Here is a 13,153-nt window from a genome sequence, read left to right on the forward strand (position 1 = left end):
AAAGGCGCTTGTCATGAAGACCGCTTTGATTACTGGCGTAACTGGGCAGGATGGAGCCTATCTCGCCGAGCTTCTTCTCAACAAGGGCTACAGAGTTCACGGTGTCAAGAGGCGGTCTTCCTCGTTCAATACTGGACGAGTTGATCATCTTTTCATAGATAGGCATGAGGGAGAAAATCGTTTTTGTCTTCACTTTGGTGATATGACAGATGCGACCAATCTCATTCGCCTGGTACATGAAACGCAGCCCGACGAAATCTACAATCTCGCTGCCCAGAGCCACGTCGCCGTCAGCTTCGAGACACCGGAGTATACTGCCAACGCCGACGCGCTCGGCGCCCTTCGTCTGCTCGAGGCCATCCGGATCCTCGGGCTGGAGCGTTCCGTTCGCTTCTACCAGGCATCCACCTCGGAACTCTACGGGAATGCACCGGAATGTCCGCAGTCCGAGACGACGCCCTTCCGCCCGCGTAGCCCCTATGCCGCCGCCAAGCTGTATGCCTTCTGGATCACCGTCAATTACCGGGAGGCGTACGGCATCTACGCCGCCAACGGAATCCTCTTCAACCACGAGAGCCCAATCCGTGGCGAAACATTCGTCACGCGCAAGATCACTCGGGCAGTCGCTGCCATCGAGGCCGGACTCCAGAAGACCCTCTGGCTCGGAAACCTCGACGCGGAACGCGACTGGGGCCATGCCCGGGACTATGCGGAAGGCATGTGGCGGATCCTGCAACATCCCGTCCCGAAAGACTGGGTGCTCGCGACAGGACGAACGACGAGCGTGCGACGCTTCGTCGAGCTGGCGTTTGCGGAGGTTGGTCGCAGGATCGTCTGGGAGGGCGAGGGCATCTCGGAAGTGGGGCGTTGCAACCGGACCGGTCAGGTCCTCGTCGCCGTCGATCCGGCCTACTTCCGCCCCACCGAGGTCGACCGGCTTCTGGGAGACGCCAGCCAAGCCGAACGCGAGCTCGGCTGGACGTGCCGTGTTACCCTCGAGGAGCTCGTGCGCGAGATGGTCGCGCATGACCTTCGGCTGATCTCGCACCGAGCGGAACGCAACCAAAAAACGGCTCAGGCGGGCGCGCGGCCGTAGAGGTCGGCCAGGCGGACGATGTCATCCTCGCCGAGGTAGCTTCCCTGCTGTACCTCGATGAGCTCGAGCGGCTCAGGCCCCGGGTTCTCGAGCCGGTGGACTGCACCGACCGGAATGAAGATGCTCTCGCCCGGCCCCATCCGCCGGCACTCCTCGCCCACCGTCACGTCGGCCACGCCGGCCGCGACCACCCAGGTCTCGGCCCGGTGGGCGTGGCGCTGCAGGCTCAGCTTCGCGCCCGGCTTCACCGCGATCCGCTTCACCTGCCAGCCCTCGCCGCGGCCAAGCCCGCGGAAGCTGCCCCAGGGCCGGCGCACCTCGTGGCTGGTGCGGGCAAGGTCGAGCCCTTCGGCCTCGATCCGCTCGACGACCTGGCGGATCTCCTCCGCGCGAGCACGCGGCGCGATCAGCACGGCATCGGCAGTTGCCACCACCACCATGCCCTCAAGCCCGAGCGCGGCCACGAACGGGCCGCCGTCATTGCGGACCAGGCTGTCGCGGCAGTGGATCAGTGCGCCCGCCCCGCGCAGCACGTTTCCCTCGCCGTCGGGTACCGTCACCCGCCAGAGCGCGTCCCACGAGCCCACGTCCGACCAGCCCATGTCGACCGGCACCACGCTTGCGTTGTCGGCGCGCTCCATCACCGCATAGTCGACGCTGATCGAAGGCACGCCCGCGAACGCCTCTGCATCGGGCCGGACAAACGGGCCATCCACCGCGAAGCGCGCGGCCCGCGCGCAGGCTTCCGCCACCTCGGGCGCGTGGCAGCGAAGCGCCTCGAGGAACGTGTCGGCGCGGAACAGGAAGATGCCGGCGTTCCAGAGAAGGCCGTCGGCCACGTAACGGGCGGCCGTCTCGGCATCCGGCTTCTCGACGAACCGCCGCACCGGCCGCACCGCCCCCTCCGCCGGGCCGGCCTCGATGTAGCCGTAGCCCGTCGCCGGCTCGCTCGGCGTGATGCCGAAGGTGACGAGCCGGCCGGCGGCGGCTGCCGGCGCGGCCGCGGCCACCGCGGCCCGGAACGCGGCCTCGTTGCCGATGAGGTGATCCGACGGCATGGCAAGGAGGAGCGCCTCAGGCGCGCCTTCCGCCTGCTGCCACAGCGCGGCGAGCGCGATCGCAGGCGCCGTGTTCCGCCCCTGCGGCTCGAGCAGGATCGCCCCCGGCTGCACCCCTGCTTCCGCGAGCTGCTCGGCGACGAGGTGGCGGTGCCCCTCGCCGGCCACCACGAGCGGGGGCAGGAAGCGCACGCCAGGCACATCCACCGCCGTCCGCCGGGCAGTCGCCTGCAGCATCGTCTCCTCGTGCGCAAGCGCCTGCAGCTGCTTGGGCATGTCCGCCCGTGAAAGCGGCCACAGCCGCGTACCCGCCCCGCCGGACAGGAGAACCGGGCAGATCTCGGTTACGTCCGTCATCCTCGCCTCCGGCGGCCCCGGTGGCGCCCTTACCCTGCAGCCGCGCTCGCTGCAACGCGGCCAGACCTGCGCACCCGCACCGGCCGCATCTGCGAAGCGGGGGGAAGCGCCCCGGCCGGCAAGCCCCGCAGGCGCGCAGCGATCCGCTGGGCCGCCCGGCCGTCGCCGAAGGGGTTGCGCGCGGCCGCCATTTCGGCGCGGGCGGCCGGGTCGTCGAGCAGGCGGTCGATGGCTGCAACCAGCGCGCCGGTCCGCGTGCCCACCACGCGGGCCAGGCCGCATGCGACCGCCTCGGGCCGCTCGGTCGCCTCGCGCGTCACCAGCACCGGCCGGCCGACGCCCGCGGCCTCCTCGAGCACGCCGCCCGAATCCGTCACCACGAGATCCGCCCGCCGCAGCAGGTGGAGGAAGGCGAGCGGGTCCTGCGGCGCGAGGAGGTGGACGCGCGGCAGCCCGCCAAGGAGCGTCCGCGCCGTTTCCCCGACCGCAGGGTTGCGGTGGACGAGGAAGACGATCTCGACGTCCTCCCGCGCGGCCACCATGCGCAGCGCCGCGCACACCCGGGCAAGGCCGCTTCTCAAGGACTCTCGGCGATGGCCGGTGGCAAGGATCAGCCGCCGCCCGGGGGCGGGGAAGGGCAGGCGGGCGGCAAGCGCCTCGCCAAGCGCCTGGTCGGCATCGAGCCGCGCCTCGAGCCAGCGCAGCGCATCGATCACCGTATTGCCGGTGACCTCGATGGCGGAGGCGGGAATGCCCTCGGCCCGGAGGTTGGCGGCAGCCCCGGCGGTTGGCGCGAAGTGCCGCCGGGCGAGCCGCGCGACGAGCTGGCGGTTCCCCTCCTCCGGCCAGGGGGCGGCGAGGTCCCGCGTGCGCAGGCCCGCCTCGACGTGGGCCACGGCAACGCCGGCGTGGAAGGCGGCAAGCGCCGCGGCAAGCGTCGTCGTGGTGTCGCCCTGCACCACCACCCAGTCCGGCCGCTCGGCAGCAATCACCGCGCCCACGCCTTCGACCGCCCGGGCGAGGAGCGTGTCGAGCCCCTGGCCGGCGCGCATGAGCGCGAGGTCATGGTCGGGCCGCAGGCCGAAGCAGGCGAGCGCAGGCGCAAGCAGCTCCCGGTGCTGGCCGGTCGAGCAGAGCCGCGAGGTGACACCAGGCGCGGCCGCCAGCGCGTGGAGCACGGGCGCGAGCTTCACCGCCTCCGGCCGGGTGCCGAGGACGGTCAGGACGCGCATGCGCGCCTGCGGTTCGCCCAGGCCGGCAAGGGGAAGACAGGTGCCACGGCCGCGCCATCCTCGAAGCTGAGGTGCGCCCTGCCGCGCCACCCGGTGCGGGCTTCCGACAACCCTTGACGGCCAAGGTCTTACCGCATCGGCGCGCCGTGCTCAAGACGGCGACGCCTCGTCGGCTTCCGCAAGCAGGGAAGCGTTGCCGCCTGCAGCCGTCGTGTCGGTCGAAGTCACGCGCTCGGTCGCGAAGCGGAGGAGATAGTGCGGCCCGCCCGCCTTGGGGCCGGTGCCCGAGAGCCCCTCGCCGCCGAAGGGCTGCGAGCCCACCACCGCGCCGATCATCGCGCGGTTCACGTAGAGGTTCCCCACCCGCGCCAGCCGCTCCACCTCGGCCGCGCGCCCGGCAATCCGGCTGTGAAGCCCCATGGTAAGCCCGTAGCCCGAGGCGTTGATCCGCCGGACGAGCCCGGCGATGTCGCGGCCGTCCCAGGTGGTGACGTGGAGGAGCGGCCCGAACCACTCGGCGTCGAGCGCCTCGACCGACGGCAGGCGGATGAGGGCAGGCGGCACGAAATGCCCCGTCACGGGCACGGGGAGGCGGTGGAGCACGGAATCGCCCATGGCGTCGAGGCGGGCCAGGAGCTTCGCCCGCGCGGCCGCGTCGATCACCGGGCCGACGTCGGTCGCCGGGTCGCGCGGGTCCCCCACCACGAGGCAGTCCATCGCGCCCTTCAGCATGGCAAGCACCGGCTCGGCCACCTCCTCCTGCAGCACGAGCAGCCGGAGCGCCGAGCAGCGCTGCCCGGCCGAGCGGAACGCCGAGGTGACGACATCGGCCACCACCTGCTCGGGCAGCGCCGTCGAGTCGACGATCATGGCGTTGAGGCCGCCGGTCTCGGCGATGAGCGGCACGAGCGGCCGGCCGTCGTCGGCAAGGAGCGCCCGGGCGATCGCCCGGGCGGTGGCGGTCGAGCCAGTGAAGGCCACGCCCGCGACGCGCCGGTCGGCCACCAGCGCTGCGCCCACGTCCCCGCCGCCGGGCAGGAGGTGGAGGACTTCCGGCGGGATCCCGGCCGCGTGGGCATGGGAAACCGCACGGGCCGCGATGAGCGGCGTCTGCGGCGCCGGCTTCGCCACCACGGCGTTGCCGGCGACGAGCGCCGCCACCGTCTGGCCGAGGAAGATGGCGAGCGGGAAGTTCCAGGGCGCAATCGTTGCGAACACCCCGCGCCCATGGAGCCGGAGCAGGTTGGCCTCGCCCGTCGGGCCGGGCAGCGCCTCGGGCCGGAACAGGATCCGCGCCCGCGCTGCGTAGTAGCGGCAGAAGTCGACCGCCTCGCGCACCTCGGCCAGCGCATCGGGCAGGGTCTTGCCGGCCTCGGCCTGGAGCAGGGCGAGAAGCGCGGGCCGGTCGGCCTCGAGCAGGTCCGCCAGCCGCTCGAGCGCGGCCGCGCGCGCCTCGACCGGCGTTGCGTCCCACGCCGGCTGGGCGGCCTCGGCTGCTGCCACCGCCTCCGCGCAGGCGGCAGCGTCGGCCTCCACCACCTCGCCCACCCGGAGCGCCGGGTCGAAGGGGGCGACGACCGGCAGCAGCGGGCCCCGCCGCTCGCGCCCCGCAACCACGGGCGCCGCCCGGAAGCCCTGCCCGAGTGCCGCCTGCACCGCAGCGACGGTTGCCTCGAGCACGTCGGGGTCGGCGAGGTCGAGCCCTTCCGAGTTGCGCCGCTCGGGCGCGAACAGGTCGCACGGCAGGGGGATGCGCGGGTTGGGCGCGCCGCCCGTTGCCCTCACCCTGGCGACCGGGTCGGCCAGGAGCTCGGCCTCGGGCACGCTCCGGTCTGCCAGCTGGTGGACGAAGGAGGAGTTGGCGCCGTTCTCGAGCAGCCGCCGGACGAGATAGGCCAGCAGATCCCGGTGCCCGCCGACGGGCGCGTAGAGGCGGCAGCGGTAGCCCTCCTCGCGCACCATCCGCTCGTAGAGCCCGGCCCCCATCCCGTGCAGGCGCTGGAACTCGAAGTCCCGCCGGGCCCCTGCCCACTCGGCGATGGTGGCCACCGTCAGCGCATTGTGGCTGGCGAACGCCGGGAACAGCCGGGGGGCCGCCAGGAGCGCCCGGGCGCAGGCCAGGTAGGAGACGTCGGTCGCCGCCTTGCGGGTGAAGACGGGGTAGCCGGCCAGCCCCGCCTCCTGCGCGCGCTTCACCTCGCTGTCCCAGTAGGCGCCCTTCACCAGCCGCACGCCGAGGCGCCGGCGGGTGGCGCCAGCAAGCTCCTCCGCCCAGTCGACGAGCGCGCGCGCCCGCTTGCCATAGGCCTGGATCGCGAAGCCGAAGCCGTCCCAGCCGGAGAGCCGGGGCGCCCGCGCCACCGTCGCCAGGATGTCGAGCGAGAGCAGCAGCCGGTCCTGCTCCTCGGCATCCACGGTGAGCGGCACGCCGGCCGCAGCTGCCGCCACTGCCAGCGCCTCCAGCCGCGCACCGATCGCCGGCACGGCGCGCTTGGCCTCTGCCGTCTCGTAGCGGGGGTGGAGCGCCGAGAGCTTGACCGAGATGCCGTGGCCGCGGCGGTTGGCCTCCCGCCCCACCGCCCGCACCGCCTCCATGTAGGCGTCGAAGTAGCGCTCGGCATCGGCGGCCGTGCGCGCGGCCTCGCCCAGCATGTCGAAGCTGGCCGAGAAGTCCCGGCTGTCGGCCCGGTCGGCCCGGCGGAGCGCCTCGTCGATGGTGCGGCCCATGACGAACGCGTCGGCCATCAGCCGCATCGCCGCGGCAACGGCGGTGCGGACGAAGGGCTCGCCCGCCCGCCGCACCAGCCGCCCCAGCACCCCGCCGTCGGCCGCCAGCATGGCGCGCGAGAGGAGAAGCCCGAAGGTCGCGGAGTTGACGAGGAGCGAGTCCGACCGGCCGGCATGCGCCTCCCAGTGGGCCGCGCCGATCCGGTCGCGGATCAGGAGGTCGGCGGTCGCCGCATCCGGCACCCGCAGGAATGCCTCCGCAAGCGTGAGGAGTGCGCGGCCCTCCTCGCTGCTCAGGCGGTATTCGAGGAGGAAGCGGTTGACCCAGCCATCCTGCTCGCCGGCGCGGATGTCGGCGAGGAGCCCGGCGGCGCGGGCGAGGACTCGCTCGCGCAGCTCCGGCGAGTCCTCGGCCTCGGCAAGCAGCGGCGCCAGCACCTCCGGCTCGGGCGCGCGGGCAAGGCGCGCGAGGCGGGCGCGAAGAGGATCGGGCCTTGGCTCGGGCATGGGGCCTCCGGGCACGGGCGGCCGGGAAGGGTGACCGCCCGTTCACCATCTTCCCCGCAACCACAGCGGGCGCGCCCATGCAAGCGCCGCCCCGCCCGCCGTTACTGTCATGCGGAAAGGCGGAACCCGGCGATGCAACGGTGGCTCGGAATGGCACGCTGCCGGCCCGGCCGGCAGCCGCGCATCGCGCGGCAGAGCGCACGCGCGGAGGAAGGGCCGCGGGAAGCGCAGCAGGCAGGGCAGCCGGGCGCGCGGGCGGGGCGGCAGGAGGGACGGCGGGAGAGAAGGCAGGCGGGACGGCGGGAAGGGCTGGGGACAGCGCGGCACCGGAGGCTGCTCGCCGACGACGCCGGAACCGCCGCGCTCGAATTCGCCCTCACCCTCCCGCTCCTCGCCCTCCTGCTCCTCGGCTCCGCCGACTTTGCGCTGACCGCCGCCCGCGCGCGCGAAGTCGAGGCGCTCGTCGAGAGCGCCGCCAAGGCCGTCCGCCGCGCCGCAGCCCAGGAGCTTCCGCCGCTGCGCGGCTGGGCCGGGCTCCAGCAGGGGGGGCTCATGAGCCTCCCGCCGCTCCCCGGCCTCTCCCTCGAGACGCTCGTCACCCTCCCCCCCGACGTCGCGCCGAAGCTCCGGCTGTTCCGCGGCTGCGCAGCCCCCTCCGGCATCGTCCCCACCCCCGCCCTGCGCTGCCCCGACGGCAGCCCGCCGCCCGCCTTCGCCGAGATCGAGATCACCGCCCCCGTCGCCCGCCTCGTCGCCTGGCCCGGCGGCCTGTTCCCACCCACCGTCTCGGCGCGCAGCATCGTCCGGCTCGACTGATGCGCCGCACCCGCCGCACGCCCCTGCGCCGGCTCGGCGCCGATACCCGCGGGGCGACCGCCGTCGAGTTCGCCCTCGTCTCGCCCCTCCTCCTTGCCCTGGTGCTCGGCGGGATCGAGGCCGGCCGCTACCTCTGGTTCGCCGCCGCGCTCGACCACGCCGTCGCTGCCGCGGTGCGCTGCGCCGAAGTCCCGGAGTCCCCCTGCGGCACCCCGGCCGGCCTTCTCTCGGAGATCAACGCCACGCTCGAACGCCTCGCCGTCTCGCTCACCATAGCCTCGGCCGCGCTCGAGACCGCGCCCGCCCCCTGCGGCACGGACGTGCGCGTCGGCCTCCCCTACCCCGCGCTCGTCCCCGGGATCGCGCCCGCCATGCCGGCACTCGCCGCCACCGCCTGCATCCGCGAGAGCGCATGAGCAGCCCAGCCAGCCCCTCCGCGCCCCGGCCCGGCCTCGCGGCCGACGAGCGCGGCGTCAGCACCGTCTTCACCGCCCTGTCCCTCGCCGCGATGCTCGGGTTCCTGGCCCTCGGCCTGAACGCCGCCGCTGGCCTCGCGCGCAAGCGCGACCTGCAGCAGGCAGCCGACGCTGCCGCCGAGGCCGGCGCGGCTGCCCTGCGCGGCGGCATGGCCGCCGCCCCGGTTGCCCGCGGGCTCGCCCACGCCCGCCTCGGCGCGGACGCCGAGGTCAGCGTCGAGTGGCCGCCGGCCCGCGGCCGCCGCCGGGGAGACGCGCGGGCCATCGCCGTCGAGGTCGCCGCACCCCGCACCGCCATCCTCGGCGGCCTGCTCGACGCCGAGGCCGGCACGGTGCGCGCCCGCGCCGTCAGCGCCGTCATCGAGGACGGCCCGGCCTGCCTGCTGGCCCTCGACCGGGGCGTGGGCGCCATCGCCGAGACGGGCGGCGGCCGGCTCCTCCTCTCGGGCTGCCGCGCGCTCGCGGACGGGCCCGGCGTGCCCGCCGCCCGCCTGCCACAGGCCAACCCCTACTCCATCCCCAGCACCCCCCCGCCGGCCTGCCTGCCCGGCCAGCTCGCCGTCACTGGCACCCTCGTCGTCCGGCCCGGCCAGCTCCCGCAGGCCCGCTGCGGCGGCATCCGGGTGGCCTCGGGCGGCACGCTCCGCATCGAGGGCCTCGCCTGGCCCCTCGCCGGCCCGCTGACGGTGGAGCCGGGCGGTCGCCTCGAGACGGCCGCCGCCACCCTCTGGTCCGGCCCCTTCGCGCTCGACATCCGCCCGGGCGCTACCGTCTCGCTCCAGCCGCCCGCGACCGGCGCCTTCGCCGGCGTCGCCGTCCTCGGCGCAGCCTCGGGTCCACGCGCCACCAGCCGCTTCCTCGCCGGCGCCGCCCAGACCCTCACCGGCGCCATCCTGCTTCCGACGCAGCTCGTCGAGATCTCCGGAAATGCCGCGAGCTGCACCCAGGTCGTCGCCGCCCGCATCCGGGTCAGCGGTATCACGCCGCTGGCTCACGCCTGCGACGGCACGGGCGTGCGCCCCATCGTCGACCGCCGGGTCGCCCTCGTCGAGTAGGGGCGGCGGCGCGGGCCCGGGAGGCCGGGGGGGCGGGGGCGCGGGCTCGGGGGGCGGCGGCGCGGGCTCGGGGGGCGCGGGGCCGGGGGGCGCGGGGCCGGGCGGGGCGCCGGGGCTCAGCGGGCGAGGAGCTGGGCGATCACCGGGCCGATCAGCACGATGAAGAGCGGCGGCAGAATGAAGAGGATCATCGGCACCGTCAGCACGGCCGGCAGCCGCGCGGCCCGCTCCTCCACCCGCAGGAAGGCCGCGGTGCGCAGCTCCGCCGCCAGCGTCCGCAGCGCATCCGCAAGCGGCGTTCCGAACCGCTCCGTCTGGTGGAGGAGGGCCACCAGCGCGCGCACCCCGTCGATCCCGGTGCGGGCCTCGAGGTTCGCGAACGCATCGGCCCGGTCGGGCAGGAACCGCAGCTCGACGGCAGCGTGCCGCAGCTCCTCGCCAAGCACGGCGTGCGCCCGGCCGAGCTCGCCCGCCACCCGGGCGATGGCGGCATCGATCGAAAGACCGGACTCGACGCAGATGACAAGAAGGTCGAGCGCGTCGGGAAAGCCGCGCTCCATCGCCCGCCGCCGGCGGGCGCCAAGCGAGGAGACGGCGAGCGGCGGCAGCGCAACCCCGAGCGCGCCAAGCGCAAGCGCGAGAGGGGCTGGCTCGAGGCCCGCGAGCGCGGCCAGCGCGAGGCCGAGTCCGGCGAGCAGCGCCGGCAGAAGGAGCCGGGCGAGGAGGTAGAGGCCGACGGCGCCGCGGCTGCGGAACCCGGCCCTGCCCAGCGCCTGAGCGAGCGCCCGCCGCTCGGCCGCACCCTGGAGCGGCAGCCGTGCGGCCGCTGCGCCTGCCCGCTCGGCGAGCGCAAGAAGGCGCGCCCGCGCGGGCGGCCGGGCGGCGCCGGTGCGGGCAAGCGCGCGGGCCCGGCGCGGCAGCGCCGCGGCCGGGTCGAGCGCGCGGCCGAGGGCGAGGGTGCCGAGAAAGACCGTGGCGCCGACCGCAAGGGCCGCAAGGGTCGGCGCGGGCGAGGCGGCGACGAGGTCTGCCGGCGGCACCCCCGCGAGCGCCGCCCCGGCCCCCGCTGCCCCCGCCGCCGCGCCCGCCCCCATCCCCGCCGCCACGCCCGTCATCGCGCCGCGTCCTGGGCCGCGACCAGCCGCGCCATCATGAAGGCGCCGAAGCCGAGCGAGGCGGCGGCGGCCGCGAGCAGCAGCCGGCCCGGCTCGGTGGCGAACAGCGGCGCGAGGTAGGAGGGCGCGACGAGGGCAAGGGCCGCGGCCATCACGAGCGGCAGCGCGCCGATGATGAGCGCGCTCGCCCGCGCCTCGGAGCTGAGCGCTCTCACCTTCAGGCGAAGCGCAAGCCGCTTGCGCACGGTGGCCTCGAGCTCCGCCAGCGTCTCGGCGAGGTTGCCGCCGGTCTCGCGCTGGATCGAGACGGCCACGCACAGGAAGTCGAACTCGGCGAGCCGCACCGCCGCCGCCACGTCCCACAGCGCCTCCTCGAGCCCGCGGCCGAGCCGCATCTGCCGGTCGGCCTCGGCCATGAGCGGCCCGGCCGGGGCCGGCATCTCGCGCGCTGCCTCGGCCACCGCCTCGGCGGCGGGCAGGCCGGCGCGGACGCAGCGCACGAGAAGGCCGAGGAGGTCGGGCACCTGCTGCTCGAAGGCGCGCGCGCGGCGGGCCGCCTCGCGCCGGCTGAGCAGCCGGGCGAGGCCCGCAGCCACGCCGAGCCCGGCCGGAAACGCAAGCGGAAGGGCAGCGCCGGCGCGGGCGAGGAGGAGCGCAGCGAGCACCGCACCAAGGGCGAACAGGGCGAGCCGCCGCCGCGAGACCGCCGCCCCTCCCGGCGCGGCAAGCCCGAGGGCGGCGGCCAGCTTCACAAGCCGGCCGCGCGGCGGCGCCGCCCGCTCGAGCCGCACGGCGCCCTCCCCACGGCCCGCACGCCTGCCGCCGCGCAGCCGCCGGGCCCTGCCGGCAAGCCGCAGCGCCCCGCCAAGCCGGCCAAGCCCGGCGGCCGCCAGCAGCGTGGCCGCCGCCAGCGCGCTCACGATCAGCGCGGCAAGAAGGGCGGGCGGCAGATCGGCAATCGGCACCATCACGCCCGCCTCACGCCAGCGCCTCGGCAAGAAGCGCGCCAAGACCCGCCTGCTCGGCCCGCGCCGCGAACTGGGGCCTCAGCCCGGTCGCGACGAACCGCCCCACCACCTCGCGGCCGCTGCCATCCTCGGGGGCTGCTTCCTGGCGGAAGGCGAACAGCTCCTGGAGCGTGATGACGTCGCCCTCGATGCCGGTCACCTCGGTGATGCTCGTCACCCGCCGGACGCCGTCCTTCATCCGGGCGATCTGGACGATGAGGTTGACGGCCGAAGCGATCTGGGCGCGCACCGCATGCGAGGGCAGCTGGAACCCGGCCATGGCCACCATGTTCTCGAGCCGGGTCAGCGCCTCGCGGGGCCGGTTGGCGTGGATGGTGCCGAGCGAGCCGTCGTGCCCCGTGTTCATGGCCTGGAGCATGTCGATCGCCTCGGCGCCGCGGATCTCGCCGACGATGATGCGGTCGGGCCGCATGCGCAGCGCGTTGCGCACGAGGTCGCGCATCGTCACCTCGCCCCGGCCCTCGAGGTTGGGCGGGCGCGTCTCGAGCCTGACGACGTGCGGCTGCTGCAGCTGCAGCTCGGCGGCGTCCTCGATCGTCACGATCCGCTCGTCGGGGGCGATCATGCGCGAGAGCGCGTTGAGAAGCGTGGTCTTGCCCGAGCCGGTCCCGCCCGAGACGAGGATGTTGAGGCGGATGCGGGCGGCGATCTTGAGCAGCGTCGCCATCTCCCGGCTCATGTTGCCCTGTGCGACCATGCGGTCGAGGTCGATGGTCCGCCTTGCGAACTTGCGGATGGAGATGGCTGGCCCGTCGAGCGCGAGCGGCGGGATGATGATGTTGACACGGCTGCCGTCGGCAAGCCGCGCGTCGACGAGGGGGCTGGCCTCGTCCACCCGCCGCCCCACCGACGTCACGATCCGGGAGATGATGGCCATCATGTGCGCCTGGTCGCGGAACCGCGCGCGCGTCTTCTCGAGCCGGCCGTGCCGCTCGACCCAGATGGCCTTCGGCCCATTCGCCATGATGTCGGTCACCGTGTCGTCGGCGAGGAACGGCTCGAGCGGCCCCAGGCCCAGCATGTCGTCGATGAGGAGCCGCACGAGATCGCGCGTCTCCTCCGCATTGAGGGCGAGGCCCCGCTCGGCCAGGATCGGCCCCACGAGTTCGCCGAGGCGCCGGGCCAGCTCGCCCCGGTTCATCGCCGCGGCCGCCTGGCTGTCGATCCGGTCGAGCACGGCCTCGAGCACCAGCCGGTGCGCCCGCTCGGCCGCGGTCTCGGCCTCCTCGCCCGCCGACGGAGGCGGCGCCGACATCAGCCGGCTCGCACCGATCAGCCCGTTGAGGAAGTGGGTCACCAGCTCGCGCCGGTCCTTCGGCTCCACCGTCACGCCCTCGGCCTCGAGCGCCGCGTCGATCCGGGCGCCGATCGCGGCCGCAAGCTCGCCGCGCGGGCGGGTGCCGTCGGTCGCGGGGTCGAAGCTCCGCGCGATCGCCGGCTGCACCAGCGCGCGCGCTGCCTCCTGCGAGACGCGGGCGAGACCGCGGCGCATCAGCACCGGGCGCGCCCGCGCCGGGGCGGGCGGAGCGGGCAGCGGCCCGGGCGCGGCCGAGGCCCCGGCCGCCGCCGCGCCCGCCGGCGCCTTCCGCCCGAAGCGCCCCTTCACCGGCGCCTCCGCACGCTCATCCGCACCTCTTCCCCGTCACCCGTCGCGCCTCCTGCCCACCTCTCCCCTGTCGCGCCTCC

Annotated in this window: 10 protein-coding genes; 4 read left to right on the plus strand and 6 right to left on the minus strand. The window is 75.0% G+C overall.

The features are described from left to right. The first annotated feature begins 13 nt into the window (after window positions 1-13). Window positions 14-1,096, plus strand: coding sequence for a GDP-mannose 4,6-dehydratase (gene gmd / locus H3H34_RS11755; RefSeq protein ID WP_194745469.1), 1,083 nt, complete (start codon window positions 14-16; stop codon window positions 1,094-1,096). Here gmd and H3H34_RS11760 read toward each other — a convergent pair. The 3 genes from H3H34_RS11760 to putA form a co-directional block, all read right to left on the minus strand. After that, window positions 1,075-2,511 carry a mannose-1-phosphate guanylyltransferase/mannose-6-phosphate isomerase gene (locus H3H34_RS11760; protein WP_194745470.1) on the minus strand — a complete coding sequence of 479 codons (1,437 nt, stop codon included), beginning with the start codon at window positions 2,509-2,511 and terminating at the stop codon, window positions 1,075-1,077. The two genes, gmd and H3H34_RS11760, sit on opposite strands and share 22 nt — an antisense overlap. Before the next feature lie 29 nt (window positions 2,512-2,540). Further along, the gene (gene wecB, locus H3H34_RS11765; RefSeq protein WP_194745471.1) at window positions 2,541-3,743 is read right to left on the minus strand and encodes a non-hydrolyzing UDP-N-acetylglucosamine 2-epimerase; all 1,203 of its coding nucleotides are present in this window, start codon (window positions 3,741-3,743) and stop codon (window positions 2,541-2,543) included. Window positions 3,744-3,893: 150 nt separating this feature from the next. Further along, entirely contained in the window at window positions 3,894-6,977 is a 3,084-nt protein-coding gene (gene putA, locus H3H34_RS11770) for a bifunctional proline dehydrogenase/L-glutamate gamma-semialdehyde dehydrogenase PutA (RefSeq protein ID WP_194745472.1), read from the minus strand. A gap of 150 nt (window positions 6,978-7,127) precedes the next feature. Here putA and H3H34_RS11775 point away from each other — a divergent pair, with 150 nt between their 5' ends. The 3 genes from H3H34_RS11775 to H3H34_RS11785 are packed head-to-tail and all read left to right on the plus strand — an operon-like array spanning window position 7,128 to window position 9,324. Continuing rightward, the gene (locus tag H3H34_RS11775; RefSeq protein ID WP_194745473.1) at window positions 7,128-7,793 is read left to right on the plus strand and encodes a hypothetical protein; all 666 of its coding nucleotides are present in this window, start codon (window positions 7,128-7,130) and stop codon (window positions 7,791-7,793) included. Beyond that, a complete protein-coding gene (locus H3H34_RS11780; protein WP_194745474.1) occupies window positions 7,793-8,209 on the plus strand; it encodes a TadE/TadG family type IV pilus assembly protein in 417 nt (138 codons plus the stop codon). The genes H3H34_RS11775 and H3H34_RS11780 overlap by 1 nt, the downstream gene beginning before the upstream one ends. Then, window positions 8,206-9,324, plus strand: coding sequence for a pilus assembly protein TadG-related protein (locus tag H3H34_RS11785; RefSeq protein WP_194745475.1), 1,119 nt, complete (start codon window positions 8,206-8,208; stop codon window positions 9,322-9,324). The genes H3H34_RS11780 and H3H34_RS11785 overlap by 4 nt, the downstream gene beginning before the upstream one ends. Window positions 9,325-9,440: 116 nt before the next feature. Here H3H34_RS11785 and H3H34_RS11790 read toward each other — a convergent pair whose 3' ends face one another. The 3 genes from H3H34_RS11790 to H3H34_RS11800 are packed head-to-tail and all read right to left on the minus strand — an operon-like array spanning window position 9,441 to window position 13,073. Further along, complete coding sequence (locus H3H34_RS11790; RefSeq protein WP_194745476.1) at window positions 9,441-10,439, minus strand: type II secretion system F family protein; 999 nt, start codon at window positions 10,437-10,439, stop codon at window positions 9,441-9,443. Further along, the gene (locus H3H34_RS11795) at window positions 10,436-11,407 is read right to left on the minus strand and encodes a type II secretion system F family protein (RefSeq protein WP_235983270.1); all 972 of its coding nucleotides are present in this window, start codon (window positions 11,405-11,407) and stop codon (window positions 10,436-10,438) included. The genes H3H34_RS11790 and H3H34_RS11795 overlap by 4 nt, the downstream gene beginning before the upstream one ends. 10 nt (window positions 11,408-11,417) lie before the next feature. Continuing rightward, entirely contained in the window at window positions 11,418-13,073 is a 1,656-nt protein-coding gene (locus tag H3H34_RS11800; protein WP_328831983.1) for a CpaF family protein, read from the minus strand. Window positions 13,074-13,153 lie beyond the last annotated feature (80 nt).

Source organism: Thermaurantiacus tibetensis, assembly GCF_015354055.1.
Lineage (GTDB): Bacteria > Pseudomonadota > Alphaproteobacteria > Sphingomonadales > Sphingomonadaceae > Thermaurantiacus > Thermaurantiacus tibetensis.